This window comes from Cupriavidus sp. F041, assembly GCF_057814235.1.
Window position 1 is genome coordinate 3,495,350 of the sequence record NZ_JBVASY010000002.1, and the last position, 16,936, is coordinate 3,512,285.

Consider the following 16,936-nt stretch of genomic DNA (forward strand, 5'->3'; position numbering starts at 1 on the left):
GGCATAGACCTGCAGTACAAAACAGCAGCACAGCTGCCGTATAAAACAGGATTCAACATGGAATTCTTCCGCATCCGGCGCGACATTCCGTTCATGAAGCACGCGTTGATCTTCAACGTGATTTCCTTCCTGACGTTTGCCGCCGCCGTGTTCTTCCTCGCGCACAAGGGCCTGCACCTGTCGATCGAGTTCACCGGCGGCACGGTGATGGAGGTCAACTACCAGCAGCCCGCCGATCTCGAGCATATCCGCGGCCAGGTCGGCAAGCTGGGCTACAGCGACGTGCAGGTGCAGAACTTCGGCACCTCGCGCGACGTCATGATCCGCCTGCCGCTGCAAAAAGGCCCGGACGGCAAGCCGGCCACCTCGGCCCAGCAGAGTGAGCAGGTGATGGGTGCGCTGCAGGCCGCCACACCTGACGTCAAGCTCCAGCGCGTCGAGTTCGTCGGCCCGCAGGTGGGCAAGGAACTGGCCACCGACGGCCTGCTGGCGCTGCTGTGCGTGGTGGTCGGCATCGTGATCTACCTGTCGTTCCGCTTCGAGTGGAAGTTCGCGGTCGCCGGCATCATCGCCAACCTGCACGACGTGGTGATCATCCTGGGCTTCTTCGCCTTCTTCCAGTGGGAATTCTCGCTGTCGGTGCTGGCGGCGATCCTGGCGGTGCTGGGCTACTCGGTCAACGAATCGGTCGTGATCTTCGACCGGATCCGCGAGAACTTCCGCAAGTACCGCAAGATGACCACGCATGAGATCATCGACAACGCGATCACCAGCACCATTTCGCGGACCATCATCACCCACGGTTCGACCCAAATGATGGTGCTGTCGATGTTCTTCTTCGGCGGCCCCACCCTGCACTACTTCGCGCTGGCGCTGACCGTCGGCATCTTGTTCGGCATCTACTCCTCGGTGTTCGTTGCAGCGGCGCTGGCCATGTGGCTGGGCGTCAAGCGCGAGGACCTGGTAAAGGGCGAGAAGAAGCCGGGCGACGTCGACCGCGACGACCCGAACTTCGGCGCGCAGGCCTGACGGCCCCGCAACGGATTCTCCGGCAATGAGAAATGGGCACCTTCGGGTGCCCATTCTTGTTTACCGCGCCTGCCCGCTTCGATCCGGGCACCGCATATCGCCAGCGCGTCAGAACTGCTCGATCCACACCGCCAGGCGATCCGCGGAAAACTCGGCCGTGCGCTCGGCGGCGCGGTAGACAATCGAGCCGCCCTCGCGCACGGACTTCAGCGCGCCGCCGGCTTCATCCAGCCACAACAGTCCGGCCAGCCAGGCCGCATGGCGCGCGGAGACCTCCTTGTCCACCGGCTCGCCCAGGTATTCGCCAAGCGCGGCACCCTGGATCCACACCAGGGCATCGCCATCCCGGCGCACCGCGTCCGCCGCGCCGGCCTCGGCCAGCGTCTCGGCCAGTACCGCCACAGCATCGCCCGCGCCACGGCCGGCGAATTGCGTACGCAGGCCCGCAAGCCTTGCCGCCACCGCATAGCCGAAGCTGCCGCTGCGCCGGCTTTCCGCCGCCACCAGGTCGGCGTAGTCCATCAGCAGCCAGTCCGGCTCGGGATTCTGTACGCCTGCCAGCGCGGCCGAAGCCAGGTAGGTTTCCACCGGCTGGAAACGCTCCGGGCCGATCAGGCTGGCCGACAGCGTGCGGATCAGGCCGATGCGCGCGGCGATGGTCTGCCTTTGCAGCACGCTTAGCTTCTCGCGCAGCAACTGGTCGCGCTCCTTGCGCAGGCCAGCCATCTCCAGCGCCTGCTTGAGCTCCATGCGCAGCGCGGTAATGTCCCACGGCTTCTTGATGTAGCGATGGATCTGGCCTTCGTTGACCGCGGCGACGGTGTGCTCGATCTCCGAGTAGGCCGTCGTCAGGATCCGCACGATATGCGGATAGCGCTCGCGCGCGTAGCGCAGCAGTTCGTTGCCGTACTCGCCTGGCATCCGCTGGTCGGAGACCAGCACCGCCAGGCTGTCGGCGTGCGCATCCAGCAGCGCCTTGCCTTCTTCCACCGAGCCGCCGGTCACGACCGGCGCCAGGGCTCCGATGGCACGCTGGAAATACTTGACGGCCGTCGCCTCGTCATCGACGAACAGAATCGCCGGTGATGGTGCCTGCGTGGCATTCGGTTCGTTCATCGATTACTCCTGTGCATTCGACTCTTGGTATTTGGAAAATCCAGCGTTACGGTGGTGCCCGCACCGGACGTCGACTCGATCCGGATGCCGCCACCGAAAGACTGCATGACACGGTTGCAGAAAATCATGCCTAGCCCGTTGCCACCGGTACTCGCATGGGTGGTGACCGGGTCCACCAATAGGCGCCCCATCACTTCCGGCGGTATGCCCGGGCCGTTGTCGCAAATGCGGATCGCGGCCTCGGGCTCGGCCGCCACCACGAAGCGCAGCGACGGCGCGGCGACGCCATCGAGAGCCCGCAGCGAGTTGGACAGCAGCGACGACAAGACCAGCGCCACGCAATTGGGCAGCGTGCGCACGGCAAAGTCGTCTTGCATCTCGACCTGCACCCACTCGCGCTGCGGCCCCGCGAACGGGTAGGTATCGAGCAGCGCGGCGATCAGGGCGCCGGCAGTGACTTCCCGGCTGGCATTGGGCTGCGTGCTGGGCCGGCCCCCGCTGCTGCGCACCGACTGCAGGAAAGACGAAATCACGGCCAGGCAATACTGCGCGTTGTCGTGCATCGACGTTGCCGCCTGGCCGATCTCGCTCTGGCGCTGCGGATTGTATTCCGCCGCGATCCGGCTTTCGATGCCGCGCGCAAAATTTGCGATCGCCGCCAGCGGTGTATTCAGTTCATGGGCGAGAAAGGCGAGCGTCTCGTCGATCGCCATCAGGCGCTGGTGGCGCACCGAACGCTCGCGGTAACGTTCCGCCGCCAGCCGCAGCGTCTCGCGCGCCTGCCCCAGTTCGAGGGGCTTCTCCAGGATGCGGAACACCTCGCCGGTGTTGACCGTCTGCAACAGCATGTCTTTGTCCGCATAGGCGGTCACCAGGATGCGGACGATCTGCGGGTACTCGAGCGCCACCTGTCGCAGCAGGTCGCCGCCATTGCGGCCTGGCATGCGGAAATCCGTCACCAGCACGGCGACGCGCGCGCTCTCCCTGCGCAGGACAGCGATTGCCTCATCGGCACCGCTGGCGACCAGCACCTCGTACTCCGTGCCAACCGCGCGGGCGAAGTACTTGCATGCCATCTCCTCGTCATCGACGTAGAGGACGGTAAGCTTCGGTTGCCGGGCATCGCTCATGGCGTTCCTCAGTCGGCTCGCGGCAGGTCGAAGCTGAACGAGGCCCACCGGCCCAGCTCGCTTTCAGCAAACAGCACGCCACCATGGCGCTCGATCACCGCGTAGCTGATCGACAGGCCCAGGCCGAGGCCCTGCCCGACTTCACGTGTCGTGAAGAACGGCTCGAACACGCGCGCCAGGTGCTCGGACGCGATGCCGGGGCCATTGTCCTTGACCGTAACATGCAACCGGCGCTCGACCCACTTCACCGTGGTGTGGATCGCCGGGCTCTGCGTGCCGGCCTTGCGCATGGCCAGCGCGGCATTGGAGAACAAATTGATTAGCACGCCGATCACCGCCGCTTCGTCGCCCAGTACCAGCGTATCGGTGGGCAACTCGCGCGTGACGGCGACCCCGCGCAACTCATGCGCGGTCAGCCGGATTGACGAATCGAGCGCCTTTTCGAACAGGAACGGCGTGCCTTCGGCTTCGGCGCCGGGCTTGCGATAGGCAAAAGTCTTCAGGTCCGACACGATATGCTGGATACGTTGCATGCCCTGCTTGGCATCGACCAGGCACTCCTGCAGCATCGGTTCATTCTTGGCTACCGGCTCTTCCAGCGCAACCTCGATCGCCATCAGGCAGAAGTTGACCGGGTTGTTGACCTCGTGCAGCAGGCCCGCGGCCAGCGTACCGATGGCGGCCATCTTTTCCTGCTGCAGCATCTGGCCCTTGATGTCGACCAGCTTGCGGTTGATGACTTCGAGCTCGGCGTTCTTTTCCGCCACTTCGGCCTTCAGGCGGAAGAGCATGAAGCGCGCCCGCTCGTTGAAGAAGGTATAGACCGCGCTGGCCGCCGCGGCAAACAGCAGGAACAGCGAATTGACGATAAAGGTGCCGGCCGGCTCGACGCCGCCGGAATGCAGCAGGCAGGCAAGCAGGTAGAACAGGTAGGAAAGCACCCCGAACACCAGGTTCTGCCACAGGCCGAAAGGCAATGCGATGCCGGAGGCGAAGATGGCCAGGTTCAGCCCCACGTAGTAGGGCGACTCCACGCCGTCCGTATGCCAGATCATCCAGGAGATCATGATCTGCGGCAGCAGCAGCCATGACAAGGTCAGCCACGGCGCGAAGCGCCGCCCCGCGGTGCTGTACAACAGCATGACGATGCCGGCGATCAGCAGCGACACCAGCACGCGCGCCACCGCGAACGGCGCCTGCAGCTGCGGGTACTGGCCATAGTCCAGCCCCACGCCGAGCAGCACCAGCACGATGGCGGTATACGCGCCGCCGCGGCTGAAGGCCAGGCGGAAATCCGCCAGCTCGGTCTGGTAACCCGCGTAAAGTTGATTCGTGCTCATGGCTGGGCCGGCTACTGGTGTTTCAGAGGATGATCGCTTCCGCGAACACATTGACTCCGGTCTGGTCGACATAGAGCTTATGGTCGCGGGATTGCTCGGGCAGCAGCATACTCATCCTGGCCTCGTCGCGATAGATCAGGTACCACTCCAGCAAATGTTCCATGCCGAACTTCTCGGGGTTGGCGGAGTGGACATTAGTCACCAGCAGTTGGCCGCCAGGCCGCGTACGCGCGGCAAAATAGCTTAGCAGCCGGGAACACACCTTATCCGACAGGTAATCGAACAGCCCCGCGCAATACACCGCGTCGAACTCGCGCAGCGAGGCATCGTCCGGCGAAATCTTGCGCTTGAGCAGTTCGTGCACCGACTGGTGCACCATCTCCACCGATACCTTGTGCCCCGCCGAGGCCGCCGAATTTTCGATGGAGGACTTGGTGTAGGCCAGCGTCTCCTCGCTGAAATCGACCAGCTGGAACGACAGCAGTTCGGGCTGCGCATATTCACGCACGAAGCGCTGGATCTCGAAGGCCGGGCCGCAGCCGACATTGAGCACGCGGAACGGCCTGCCGGCCGCGCGGGCGGCGTCCGCCTGGCGCGACAGGAAGTCCACCAGCAGGTCGATCCGGTTGCGGTGGGCGGTGGCTACCGCCGCCTTGAGGAAGGCCGTGTTGACGATCTGGAAGTAAGTGGTCGGGCCCTGCTGCGGATCGCCCAGGATCTGGTTGACCATCTCGTAGTCGCCGGCGTAGCCCAGCGGCTTGGTGAAGGTGCGATAGACAAAGGGGGCGCGCAGCAGCAACGGATGCAGGGCCGACTGCGCATAGGTACGGTGCACGGGCGCGATCTCGGCGTCCACCTGCTCGGCCTCGCCTTCCAGCCGGTCCAGGTAGGACTTGGTCTTGAGCATGATCGGCGTGGCCAGCTCGTAGAACACATCCTCCCGCAACCGTCCATCGATCTTGGGCAGGTTTTCGGTCAGGTCGACCTGCTCGACCCAGCGCGACACTTCAGAGAGAAACGCGCGCATTTCATTGACCACGATCTGGTAATCGCGCCGGATATTGAAGCGCGCGTCCCAGTCGTTGATAAACAGTTCCGCTTCGCGCCCGACCGACTTCGGCTCGTTGGGCAGGTCGCTCAACTCGCGCCATTCGTCGATCAGCGTGAGCGATACCACCGCGGTGAGGCCGGTGTTCACCAGGCTCATCACCACCGCCTTGCCCAGGTAGGCGTTCTTGGTCCCCATGCGCACACTCAGCTCGCTCAGCACCTCGCTGACCTGGACGATCGAGTATGGATTGTAGATTTCCATCACCAGAGACTTTCTCTGGAGATTGATAATTGTGCCCCGCACCTGCTCGCCCTGCGAGTTGCGGAAACTGACCACCGGATCGATTTGCGTTTGGGAGTACACGGTATTGCGCCAGAGAAATCCGAGAAACGCTGCCGGCCGCCCAGTACAACAGTGTGGCATTGACTGGCCGGGTACAGCTCGTAGGGCGATGGATCGCTACGCTAGACCAGTATCAGGGGGTACTGCTGGGATACATGTCGGTAATCGGTTGCGGGCATGGGCGTCCTTGACTGATGGCAGGCAGGCACGCGCGCGACTACACCCTGGTAACGGTGACTGAGACTGTGACTGAGTGAGACTGTAACTGAATCCTAGCGAATCATTGTACTGTGGCCGCCAGGTGCGGACAACACGACCCGAGCGATGCCCGCGCAGGCTCGCCCAATGTGCCGGAAACAAAGAAAAAGGCCGGGATTGCGCCCCGGCCTTTTTCTTTGTTACCCAGATGCGCGAAGTCGGGGGCAACCCCCGGACCTCGCGATGTATCTGTCGTCCGTCTTAGTCGGCCTTCACGCCTTCGACCTGGATCGCCAGCTTGACCTCGGGCTTGAAGCCCATCTTCACGCCGTAGTCGATACCGAAATCGGCACGGCTGAAGCTACCCACGGCATCGGCGCCACAGGCTTCGCGCTTGAGCATCGGATGCTGGATGCACTTGAAATCACGGATCTCCAGCTTGACCGGCTTGGTCACGCCATGCAGGGTCAGCAGACCATCGACTTCGGTAGGCACGTCGCCATTGAACTTGGTGAACTTGCCCTTGTAGGTGGCTTCCGGGAAGGCTTCGACATTGAACATGTCGGGGCCCTTCGCGTGCTGGTTCAGCTTGCTGTTGCCGAAGTCGACCGAGGCGGCGTCGATCTTGATGTCCACCGTGCCGGTCTTGGCAACGCGATCCAGCGTCACCACGCCGCTCGACTTTTCGAACTTGCCGCGCCAGGTCGACAGGCCGCCAAGGTGGTCGGCTTCGAAGCTCGGGTACGTGTGGGTCGGATCGAGGTTGTAAGTCACCGTGTTGGCGGACGCCACGCCGACGGCGGCGCTGGCGGAAAGGGCCGCGACAGCGGCGAGGATGGTGCGCAGTTTCATGAGAACTCCCGGCAAAAAGTTGGGGATGAACAGCAAAGGTACAAAGGTGCGACAGGGAATACGGGCGCTGCGCGCTTACTTCCTGGCCGCGGTCACGATACGGAATTTGATCTGGACATCGTCGGCAACGACGGAAGTATCCTTCCACTCGCCATCGCCGATGTTATACACGGTGCGCTTGATCGGCAGCACACCTTCGAACACCTGGCCGCCGGCGTCCTGGCGATAGCTTGCCGGAATCACCACGTCCTGGGTCTTGCCCTTGATGGTGAGCTTGCCCGCCACCTCGTACTTGCCGGCTGCGCCGGCCTTGATGCTGGTCGACTGGAACACCGCCTTGGGGTACTTGGCGGCGTCGAACCAATCGCGCCCCTTTACCTCCTTGGTGGTCTCTGCATCGCCGATCTCGAAGCTGGACACGTCGATCTCGACCTTGGCCGAGGACGCTGCCAGCTTGGCGGGATCGAACGATACCGCGGCATCGAATTTCTTGAACTTGCCTTCCATCGGCACGCCGATCTGGCGGGCTGTCGCGGTGACCGAGCTCTTGGCTGCGTCGACCTGGGCCCAGGCGTAATTCGCCGCAATGCCGGCTGTGGCCAGCGTGGCCGCCATCAGGAGCGCGCTCGGGCGGGGAATGCGTTTCATGAAAAGAACTCCTGTCGCTAGGAGGGCCGTGCGGCCCTCGGTCAATGGTCAGTCAGAGCGGAGAAACGGGACGGGGCCCCGCCTTGCCCTATTTGAGGAACGGCAGCATGCGCGCCAGTGTACCGTCGCGTTCGATGAACTGATGCTTGAGGGCGGCGGCCGCATGGACTACGACGATGACGGCCAACAGGTAGTTCAGCCAGATATGCGCCAGCTTCAGGATTTCCTTGAGCTCATCGTTTTTCTCGAGCAACGCGGGCAGTTGCCAGATGCCAAGGTAGACCACGGGAACGCCTGAAGCTGAGCTGTACAGGTAGCCGGTAACCGGCACCACCACGATCAGCACGTACAGCAGCACGTGGGCGGCGTTGGCCGCCTTGGCCTGCCAGGCCGGGGTGCCGGCTGCCGGAGCCGGGGCGCGGTGCGTGGCGCGCCAGAGCACGCGCAGCACGGCAAAGGCGAATACCGTCACGCCGATCCACTTGTGCCACGAAAACAGCTTGAGCTTGAGCATCGACAGGCCCGGGATGCTGGTCATGTACAAGCCCAGCCCGAAGGCGGCAAAGATCAGCAAGGCGATGATCCAGTGCAGGCCGATCGCGGTCGCGCCATAAGCGGACGCCGATGACGGCCCTGGAGCGGTGCCGGTGTGGGCACCGGCTTTGGCTTGGGAATGCATGGAAGAAGACCCCTGCCCTATGCGGGCGTTTCATAAACTTTTACTGAACGGCAATCATGCGTGCCGTTGAATTCTCGCATTATTGTGCGCCCGGCGTGTTGCGGAACGGTCTGAAATTCATGGAATCATTCAAATGGTTTGAAGTGACATTTCGTCGCAGCCAGGACGCGGCGCCTGCCCGCCCGTGCGCATGCCGGGCGTGCAACAAAAAACCACCCATGGGGTGGCTTTTTTGCAACGTACCTGCCGGCATGGTGCGATCCGAAACGCTCGGACCGCCCACGCCGGGAAGATCACACCCGCTCGGCGAGGCTCACCGCGCGGCCGATATAGCTGGCCGGGGTCATTTCCAGCAGCAGCTTCTTGGCATCGTCGGGAATCGCCAGGCCGCCGATGAAGGTCTGCAGCGCCTCGCGCGAGATGCCCTTGCCGCGCGTCAGCTCCTTGAGCTGCTCGTAGGGGTTGGGCACGCCGAAGCGGCGCATCACGGTCTGGACCGGCTCGGCCAGCACTTCCCAGCAGTTGTCGAGGTCTTCGTCCAGGCGCTCGGGGTTGGTTTCCAGCTTGCCCAGGCCGCGCAGGCAGGCCTCGTAGGCCAGCAGGCTGTAGCCAAAGGCCACGCCCATGTTGCGCAGCACCGTGGAATCGGTCAGATCGCGCTGCCAGCGCGACAGCGGCAGCTTTTCCGACAGGTGGCGAAGCACCGCATTGGCCAGGCCCAGGTTGCCTTCGGAGTTCTCGAAGTCGATCGGGTTGACCTTGTGCGGCATGGTCGACGAGCCGATTTCGCCAGCCTTGGTGCGCTGCTTGAAGTAGCCCAGCGAGATATAGCCCCAGATGTCGCGGTTCAGGTCCAGCAGGATGGTGTTGGCGCGGGCGATGGCGTCGAACAGCTCGGCCATGTAGTCGTGCGGCTCGATCTGGATGGTGTAGGGATTGAAGGTCAGGCCCAGGCGGGTCTCGATCACTTGCTTCGAGAAAGCTTCCCAGTCGAAGGCCGGATACGCCGACAGGTGCGCGTTGTAGTTGCCCACCGCGCCGTTCATCTTGCCCAGCAGTTCCACGCGCTGGATGCGTTCGATGGCACGCGCCAGGCGCGCCGCCACATTGGCCATTTCCTTGCCCAGCGTGGTCGGGCTGGCCGGCTGGCCGTGGGTGCGCGACAGCATCGGCTGGCGGGCGTTGGCGTGGGCCAGTTCCACCAGGCGCGCGTGCACGCGCTGCAGCGCCGGCAGGATCACGCCTTCGCGGGCGCCCTTGAGCATCATGCCGTGCGAGGTATTGTTGATATCTTCCGAGGTGCAGGCGAAATGGATGAATTCGCTGGCGGCTTCCAGCTCGGCGTTGCCCTTGACCTGCTCCTTGAGCCAGTACTCCACGGCCTTCACGTCATGGTTGGTGACCGCCTCGATCTCCTTGATGCGCGACGCATGGGCTTCGGTGAAATTGTCCACCAGGGCCAGCAGGGCCGCTTCGGATGCCGGCGAGAACTTGGGCATATCCGGCAGGCCGGCTTGCGACAGCGCGATCAGCCAGTGCACTTCGACCTTGACGCGGTTGCGCATGAAGGCAGCTTCCGAGAGCCACTCGCGCAGCGCATCGGCCTTGGAGGCGTAGCGGCCATCGATGGGGGACAGGGCGGTGAGCGGAGAAAGCGAGGAAGAAGACATGCTGGGAGACCGGAGGGATAGGGGAACTGGTTACGCTAGCGTGGCCGGGCGGGCAAATTGCGCGGGCACGTGGCCTGGCGCCACCCCTGGCGAGCCGAAGCGGTCAGCGACAAGACCGGAACGGATCAAAAGAGGTGAAAAAGCACCGAAACGATACCGAAGCGGCACGAAAAGAGACTAATCAGGCGCGCCAACCGACTGGCAGCGCGGCGGAAAGCGGGCATTTTACCATCGTGGCTGTCCTTCTGTGGACGCGTTCGCGGGCCCGGCCACCCCGCGCGTATCGGCACCACGACACTGCGGCGCCCGCCCGGGGCACATCCGGGGCGGGGCACGGGTATACTCGCGCTCGCCGATCCGCTAGCCTGTTATGAAGTGCATCGGGCATGCCGGCCGGACGCTCCGGCGTGGCCGCCGTGCCTGGAGCACCGATGCACTTCATAACAAGCTCGAGGGGAGTCCATGAAGCTGTATGCATCGCAAACCAGCCCTTACGCGCGCAAGGTGCGCGTGGTGATGGCGGAAAAGAAGATCGACTACCAGATGGTCGAGGTGGACGTGTGGTCGCCGGATACCACCATCGGCCAGTTCAATCCGCTGGGCAAGGTACCGTGTCTGGTCATGGAAGACGGCGGCGCGATTTTCGATTCGCGCGTGATCGTCGAGTATGTCGACACGCTGACGCCGGTCAGCCGGATGATTCCGCAGGCCGGGCGCGAACGCGTCGAGGTACGCTGCTGGGAAGCGCTGGCCGACGGCCTGCTCGATGCCGCCCTGCTGGCGCGCCTGGAACACACCCAGCGCGAGCCCGAGCAGCGCAGCGAGCGCTGGGTCAAGCGCCAGCTCGGCAAGATCGACGCCGCGGTGGCCGCCATCGCCGACGGCCTGGCCGACCGGCCCTGGTGTTCGGGCAACCATTACTCGCTGGCCGACGTGGCCGTGGGTTGCGCGTTGTCGTATCTCGACTTCCGCTTCCCGGACATCGCCTGGCGCGAGCGCCACCCGCGTCTCGCGGTGTACCAGGACAAGCTCGGCAAGCGCCAGTCGTTTATCGACACCGAGCCGCCGCGCGGCTGAGCCGTTCCGGGCTGCCCATGAAAAAACCGGCCAGATGGCCGGTTTTTTCATGCCCTGGCGGCGCCGCGCATCACTGGATGATGCCGCCGCCCAGGCAGATGTCGCCGTCGTACAGCACGGCGGACTGGCCCGGCGTGACCGCCCACTGCGCCTGCGCGAAGGTCAGTTGCAGTGCCTCGCCGGTGGACGCCGTCACCGTGCACGGAGCGTCGCTCTGGCGATAGCGCGACTTGGCCGACAACGTGGTGCCGGCCGCCGGGCCCTCGCCCGCCACCCATGACAGGTCGGCCGCATCAAGCGTGGGCGTGAGCAGCCACGGATGCTCGTGGCCCTGCACCACATACAGCGTATTGCTGGCCATATCCTTGCGCGCCACGTACCAGGCGTCGCCATTGCCGGTGCGGCTGCCACCCAGGCCGATGCCCTTGCGCTGCCCCAGCGTGTAGAAAGCCAGGCCGATATGCTGGCCGACTTCCTTGCCGTCGGGTGTCATCATCGGGCCCGGCCTGGTCGGCAGGTAGCGGTTGAGGAAGTCGCGGAAAGGCCGCTCGCCGATAAAGCAGATGCCGGTGGAGTCTTTCTTCTTCGCATTGGGCAGGCCGATCTCGGCGGCGATCTCGCGCACCCGCGTCTTGGGCATCTCGCCCAGCGGGAACAGCGTGCGCGACAACTGCGCCTGGTTCAGCCGGTGCAGGAAGTAGCTCTGGTCCTTGGTGTGGTCGAAGGCCTTGAGCAGTTCGAACCGGCTCCCGCCCGCCCCTGCCGCCACTTCGCGCACGCGCGCGTAGTGGCCGGTGGCGATGGTGTCCGCGCCCAACGACATGGCATGGTCCAGGAAGGCCTTGAACTTGATCTCGGCATTGCAGAGCACGTCGGGGTTCGGCGTGCGGCCCGCCGAGTATTCGCGCAGAAAATCGGCGAAGACGCGATCCTTGTACTCGGCGGCGAAATTGACGGCTTCCACATCGACGCCGATCAGGTCGGCCACCGACACCACGTCCAGCCAGTCCTGCCGGGTCGAACAGTACTCGCCGTCGTCGTCGTCTTCCCAGTTCTTCATGAACAGGCCGATCACCTCGTAGCCCTGCTGCTTGAGCAGCCACGCCGTCACCGAGGAATCCACCCCGCCCGACATGCCCACCACCACGCGCTTGCCCGCGCTCATGGCCGCGCCCCGCCGGCCACCACCGAGGGATGGGTGTAAAGCGCGTCGAGCGCGAAGCGCTTGCCCGCCAGGTAGTCATCGATGCAGGCCATCAGCAGCGGCGTGCGATGCCGATCGGGACAGGCACGGATCTCATCGGCGCTCATCCACACCGTGCGCACGATGCCCACGTCGAGCTGGCGCCCGGCATCGAGCGCGCCCAGTTCGCCGGTAAAGGCAAAGCGCACATAGGTGATGTCGCCACCCGGTCGCGCCGTCGTGCCGGCCGAATGCGCGCGGGCGGTATAGCAGCCCAGCAGCGCGCGCGGCTCAAAGGTGTGCGCGGTTTCTTCCAGCGTTTCGCGGATGACGGCGTGGATCAGGCTCTCGCCCGGATCGAGATGGCCGGCGGGCTGGTTCAGCCGCAGGCCATCGGGGGTTTCTTCTTCCACCAGCAGGAAGCGGCCGCCGCGCTCGATAACCGCGGCGACCGTGACGCTGGCATTCCAGTCGTGTGACATGATGCACAAATTTTAGGCAATCCGGCATTCTACCGGTTGCCGCCCTTTCGCGCATCCGCGCCACCCGGCCGCGGCGGCCGCTCCGTCACTAAGCCAATAGCAAAGTGCGCTTCGCTGCCTCCGCCGGCGGCAGCGAAGCGATCGCCCGGTCGAGCTGTTCGCGCAACGCCCGGCTGGCTGGCGCCAGCGGCCGCCTGACTTCAGAGCCGATTAGGCCGCACAAGGCCAATGCCGCCTTGACCGGCACCGGATTGGGCTCGGAGAACAGCAGCGAGATCAGCGGCGCCAGCCGCGCGAACAGCGCACGCGCGGCTTCGTGGCAGCCTGCCGCCACCAGCCGCAGCAGGCGCACGAACAAATCCGGGCGGACATGCGCGCAAGCCGGCACCACGCCGTCGCCGCCGGCCAGCAGGTGGTCGAGCATGGCCGCGTCTTCGCCACAGAACACGGCGAGCAGGTCGTTGCCCGCCAGTTCACGCAGCCCGGTGGCATCGCACTCCTTGACCGCCACGATGCGTGGATGCAGCGCCAGCCGCCGCACCAGTGCCGGGGACAGCGAGCAACCCGTGCGCTTGGGCACGTTGTACAGCATCAGCGGCCGCCAGGTCGCGTCCGCCACGCGCTCGAAATGCCAGGCGATGCCTTCGTCGCCCGGCCGCAGGTAGTACGGCGGCGGCACCAGGTAGCCAGCCAGGTCGAAGCGGTCGAGCTGGCGCACCTGCTCGCAGACGGCGCGGGTATCTACGGCGCCGGCACCGGCCAGCACGGGCACCGTGCCGTCCACCGCCTCCAGTACCGCGGCGGTAAGCGTCAGCCGCTCCGCCGGGGAGAGCAGTGCGCCCTCCCCGGTCGTGCCCAAGATGACCAGCCCGTCCACGCCACTTGCCACATAGTGCGCGGCCAGGCGCTGCGCGCCCGGCAGGTCCAGCTCGCCGCCCTGCATCGGCGTGACCAGCGGCAGCCACAGCGCCGCGGGGGACTTCTCGCGCTGCGCCGGCGCAAAACCCGCCCGCGCGACGGCGCTGTCTTCGCGCGAAGCCCCGCTGGTGTCAATGCGCTGCATGGTCTTGCCCCAGCATCGTCGTGACACCGAACTCGGCAGCCGGCAAAGCCATCATGATGGCGTGCATGGCGGCATCGCGGCCACCGCGCTCGACTTCCACATGCAGCGTGGTCTCGCCATGGCGATGGTCCACTTCGACCACGTAGATGCGCGCAAGCTGGCCGATCGCGCGGTGCAGCGACTGGCGCAGCGCGAAGACCTGGCCCGACGCCACCGCCAGCCGCAGCCGGATCCAGCTGTGCGCGATGTCCACGGCCGTCCCCGGCGCGGTGGCCGGCGCAGCTTCGATGCCGGATGCGGGGAGGCGTCCGGTGCGGGATTCGCTGCGGGATTGGGCACGGGAAAGACGGCGGCGCGGCACGGAAGCAAAGGCCACGGCAAGGCTCGACTGTCGCATTTGAGCGGGACCCGCGTTGGGCGGGTCGTCTGTTGGAGATGGATCCATGCTAGGCAGGGCGGCCTCAAGTTGATGCAGTATTCGCCGCCGGCGCCATCAAAATGTCATCAAGATGGCAAGGCGGCGGCGTCCTGCTCAGAACGTCTTGGTGATCGAAGCCCAGGCGGTCGCCTTGCCGACATATCGGCCGGACGTATTGGTGTAGACCGAGTTGTGGGCATTGGTGTCGAGATAGGCGATCGCCAGTGCGAAGCCTTTGCCCAGGTCCTTGGTCAGCCCCAGCTTCCAGTCCGTGTACGAGGCGCTGTTCACGTGTTTCACGTTCTGGTAGCCCACGTGGGCATTCAGCGTCAGGTCCCAGAAATTCAGCGGCACATTGGCCGACAGGTCGGCGTAGTAGCTGTACTTGCTGTCGGCGAATCCGAACAGGTTGGTCAGCGCCTGCGAATACTTGAAGAACACAGGACCGTAGCCGGCGCCGACATACACTTCCGTGGTGTACGGGCGCGTAAAGCCGCTCGGGTAGTCGCCCGGGTAGTAGTACTGCAGCACGCCGACGTCGTAGTTCCACTCCAGGCCACCCAGCGTCACCGTGTTCTTGAAGCCGCCGTAGAAGTCCATCTCGATCGGCGCCGAGACTTCCGGATTGCTGTCGCCCAGCCAGCTGATGCTCGAGTTCCAGTTGCCCAGGTAGAAGCCGCTCGAATGCGTGTAGTCGAACCCGCCCTGGATGGCCGGACGGCGGTTGGTCTGCATCAGGCCGCGGTAGCGATACTCGCTGGCCAGCGTCACGTTGGCGGTGATGGTGTGCGGCGAGGCTTCGGCGGCCGCCGCATCCGGCGCGCTCTGGGCAAATGCGGGGGCAGCCAGCATGAGCGCGGCGCCGGAAAGGGAAGCAGCGAGGGAAACGGCGCAGGCGCGTGAAGCGCCAAGGCGAAAGGCAGTCATGGATAACTTGTCTGAAAGGTAAGACATCGATCGGTGGAAATCAGCGAACGCTCGCGCCAGCGATGGCCGCGCGACGACCGGAACAGTACGGGGTCGCGTCTCAAATCGGTGTCAAGAAAGCAGCAGTGCGCCAAGGGATGACGTAAAAATCCACGCGAGGCCGCCGGCGCGCGCGGACCTGGGGACACCGGTCATGCACCGCCCCGATAGCCGCCATGCGTTGGCCGTGCTGTTGCGCAAAAGCCGACCGGCCAGTCACCACGAAGCGTCAGATTCCTGTAAGCTGCGAAAAAATTGTGCGCTGCGTTCGGCCCTGGCCGTCCGCATGACAGGACACAAGGGCCGAGGACGTCAGCCCGCTAAAGCAGATCAGCGGCATTGTCAGAATGAAATGAATCGGTTCTGGTCAGGCGCGTTGCCTTGCCGTACACGTCGTACGACAAGTCTCGCCGCATCGCCAGAATCATTTTGACAGCGCCTCAAAGACGCCAGCAAAAGGAGAAATTGACGATGCACATCGGCATCCCGCAGGAGACGCGGGCAGGTGAGACTCGTGTCGCCGCCACCCCGGAGACGGTCAAGAAATACGTGACCCAGGGCCATCAGGTCATTGTCCAGTCGGGCGCTGGCGTGCGTGCCAGCCAGCCAGACTCGGCCTATGAGGCGGTCGGCGCCACCATTGGCACCGCGGCCCAGGCACTCGGCGCGCAACTGGTGCTCAAGGTCCGCGCCCCCGACGATGCCGAGCTCGCGCTGATGAAGCCGGGCGCCGCGCTGATCGGCATGCTCAATCCCTTCGACGCAGAGAACAATGTACGCATGGCGCGCGCCTCGCTGACGGCCTTCGCGCTGGAAGCCGCGCCGCGCACGACGCGCGCGCAGAGCATGGACGTGCTCTCCTCCCAGGCCAATATTGCCGGCTACAAGGCCGTGCTGGTCGCCGCCCACCACTACCAGCGCTTCATGCCGATGCTGATGACCGCCGCCGGCACCGTCAAGGCGGCGCGCGTGCTGATCCTCGGCGCCGGCGTGGCCGGCCTGCAGGCCATCGCCACCGCCAAGCGGCTGGGCGCGGTCATCGAAGCCTCCGACGTGCGTCCCGCCGTCAAGGAGCAGATCGAATCGCTGGGCGCCAAATTCCTCGATGTGCCCTTCGTCACCGACGAAGAGCGCGAGATCGCGCAGGGCGTGGGCGGCTATGCCCGCCCCATGCCGCCCGACTGGATGCGGCGCCAGGCCGAACTGGTGCACGAGCGCGCCAAGGCCGCCGACATCGTCATCACTACCGCGCTGATCCCAGGCCGCCAGGCGCCGGTGCTGCTCAAGGAAGAGACGGTGCAGGCGATGAAGCCGGGCTCGGTGGTGGTCGACCTCGCCGCGGCGCAGGGCGGCAACTGCCCGCTGACAGTGGCCGACGAGGTGGTGGAGCGCCACGGCGTCACGCTGATCGGGCACACCAACCTGGCCAGCATGGTGGCGGCCGACGCATCGGCGCTCTATGCGCGCAACGTGCTCGACTTCCTCAAGCTCGTCATCGACAAGGAAGGCCAGTTCACGCTGAACCTGGAGGACGACATCGTCGCCGCCTGCCTGATGTGCAGGGACGGCCAGGTGGTCCGCGGCGCATCCTGAAGCGGCAGCGGGCCCGCCGGGGCCCGGTCGCTTTAGAATGGTGCCAGGCGGTTCCGGCCAGGTGCACGGTAGCGCGCCTGCTGCTATCGGCCACTACGG

16 protein-coding genes are annotated in these 16,936 nt (G+C 64.9%); 3 read left to right on the forward strand and 13 right to left on the reverse strand.

Features of this window, described 5'->3' with window-relative positions:
• The first annotated feature begins 57 nt into the window (after positions 1-57).
• Positions 58-1,029, forward strand: a complete 972-nt coding sequence (secF, locus tag ACZY0R_RS33475; RefSeq protein ID WP_488864539.1) for a protein translocase subunit SecF — start codon at positions 58-60, stop codon at positions 1,027-1,029.
• A gap of 108 nt (positions 1,030-1,137) precedes the next feature.
• Here secF and ACZY0R_RS33480 read toward each other — a convergent pair whose 3' ends face one another.
• From ACZY0R_RS33480 to purB, 8 genes are all read right to left on the reverse strand, one after another.
• Positions 1,138-2,145, reverse strand: coding sequence for a response regulator (locus ACZY0R_RS33480; RefSeq protein WP_488864541.1), 1,008 nt, complete (start codon positions 2,143-2,145; stop codon positions 1,138-1,140).
• Complete coding sequence (locus ACZY0R_RS33485; protein WP_045237585.1) at positions 2,142-3,275, reverse strand: hybrid sensor histidine kinase/response regulator; 1,134 nt, start codon at positions 3,273-3,275, stop codon at positions 2,142-2,144. The genes ACZY0R_RS33480 and ACZY0R_RS33485 overlap by 4 nt, the downstream gene beginning before the upstream one ends.
• A gap of 8 nt (positions 3,276-3,283) precedes the next feature.
• Positions 3,284-4,615 carry a sensor histidine kinase gene (locus ACZY0R_RS33490; protein WP_045237584.1) on the reverse strand — a complete coding sequence of 444 codons (1,332 nt, stop codon included), beginning with the start codon at positions 4,613-4,615 and terminating at the stop codon, positions 3,284-3,286.
• 22 nt (positions 4,616-4,637) lie between these two features.
• Positions 4,638-6,029: a class I SAM-dependent methyltransferase gene (locus ACZY0R_RS33495; RefSeq protein WP_488864544.1), complete on the reverse strand. Its 1,392-nt coding sequence runs from the start codon at positions 6,027-6,029 to the stop codon at positions 4,638-4,640.
• Positions 6,030-6,467: 438 nt separating this feature from the next.
• Positions 6,468-7,058 (reverse strand): YceI family protein, encoded by a 591-nt coding sequence (locus ACZY0R_RS33500; protein WP_045237582.1) that lies wholly within the window; start codon positions 7,056-7,058, stop codon positions 6,468-6,470.
• Between the two features lie 75 nt (positions 7,059-7,133).
• Positions 7,134-7,706: a YceI family protein gene (locus tag ACZY0R_RS33505; RefSeq protein WP_035867510.1), complete on the reverse strand. Its 573-nt coding sequence runs from the start codon at positions 7,704-7,706 to the stop codon at positions 7,134-7,136.
• Between the two features lie 88 nt (positions 7,707-7,794).
• The gene (locus tag ACZY0R_RS33510) at positions 7,795-8,385 is read right to left on the reverse strand and encodes a cytochrome b (RefSeq protein ID WP_488864547.1); all 591 of its coding nucleotides are present in this window, start codon (positions 8,383-8,385) and stop codon (positions 7,795-7,797) included.
• 293 nt (positions 8,386-8,678) lie between these two features.
• Entirely contained in the window at positions 8,679-10,055 is a 1,377-nt protein-coding gene (gene purB, locus ACZY0R_RS33515) for an adenylosuccinate lyase (protein WP_035867515.1), read from the reverse strand.
• Positions 10,056-10,517: 462 nt separating this feature from the next.
• Here purB and ACZY0R_RS33520 point away from each other — a divergent pair, with 462 nt between their 5' ends.
• Positions 10,518-11,132 (forward strand): glutathione S-transferase family protein, encoded by a 615-nt coding sequence (locus tag ACZY0R_RS33520; RefSeq protein WP_045237580.1) that lies wholly within the window; start codon positions 10,518-10,520, stop codon positions 11,130-11,132.
• A gap of 70 nt (positions 11,133-11,202) precedes the next feature.
• Here the strand turns inward: ACZY0R_RS33520 and mnmA are convergent, their stop codons facing one another.
• From mnmA to ACZY0R_RS33545, 5 genes are all read right to left on the reverse strand, one after another.
• Positions 11,203-12,297, reverse strand: coding sequence for a tRNA 2-thiouridine(34) synthase MnmA (mnmA, locus tag ACZY0R_RS33525; RefSeq protein WP_488864549.1), 1,095 nt, complete (start codon positions 12,295-12,297; stop codon positions 11,203-11,205).
• A complete protein-coding gene (locus tag ACZY0R_RS33530) occupies positions 12,294-12,797 on the reverse strand; it encodes an NUDIX hydrolase (RefSeq protein WP_200876766.1) in 504 nt (167 codons plus the stop codon). The genes mnmA and ACZY0R_RS33530 overlap by 4 nt, the downstream gene beginning before the upstream one ends.
• 88 nt (positions 12,798-12,885) lie before the next feature.
• Positions 12,886-13,860 carry a 4-hydroxy-tetrahydrodipicolinate synthase gene (gene dapA, locus ACZY0R_RS33535; RefSeq protein WP_488864551.1) on the reverse strand — a complete coding sequence of 325 codons (975 nt, stop codon included), beginning with the start codon at positions 13,858-13,860 and terminating at the stop codon, positions 12,886-12,888.
• Positions 13,847-14,257, reverse strand: coding sequence for a hypothetical protein (locus ACZY0R_RS33540; protein WP_488864553.1), 411 nt, complete (start codon positions 14,255-14,257; stop codon positions 13,847-13,849). The genes dapA and ACZY0R_RS33540 overlap by 14 nt, the downstream gene beginning before the upstream one ends.
• A gap of 135 nt (positions 14,258-14,392) precedes the next feature.
• The gene (locus ACZY0R_RS33545; protein WP_488864555.1) at positions 14,393-15,205 is read right to left on the reverse strand and encodes a TorF family putative porin; all 813 of its coding nucleotides are present in this window, start codon (positions 15,203-15,205) and stop codon (positions 14,393-14,395) included.
• A gap of 510 nt (positions 15,206-15,715) precedes the next feature.
• Between ACZY0R_RS33545 and ACZY0R_RS33550 the strand changes: the two genes are divergently transcribed.
• Positions 15,716-16,837, forward strand: a complete 1,122-nt coding sequence (locus tag ACZY0R_RS33550) for a Re/Si-specific NAD(P)(+) transhydrogenase subunit alpha (RefSeq protein ID WP_488864557.1) — start codon at positions 15,716-15,718, stop codon at positions 16,835-16,837.
• The last annotated feature ends 99 nt before the right edge of the window (positions 16,838-16,936 follow it).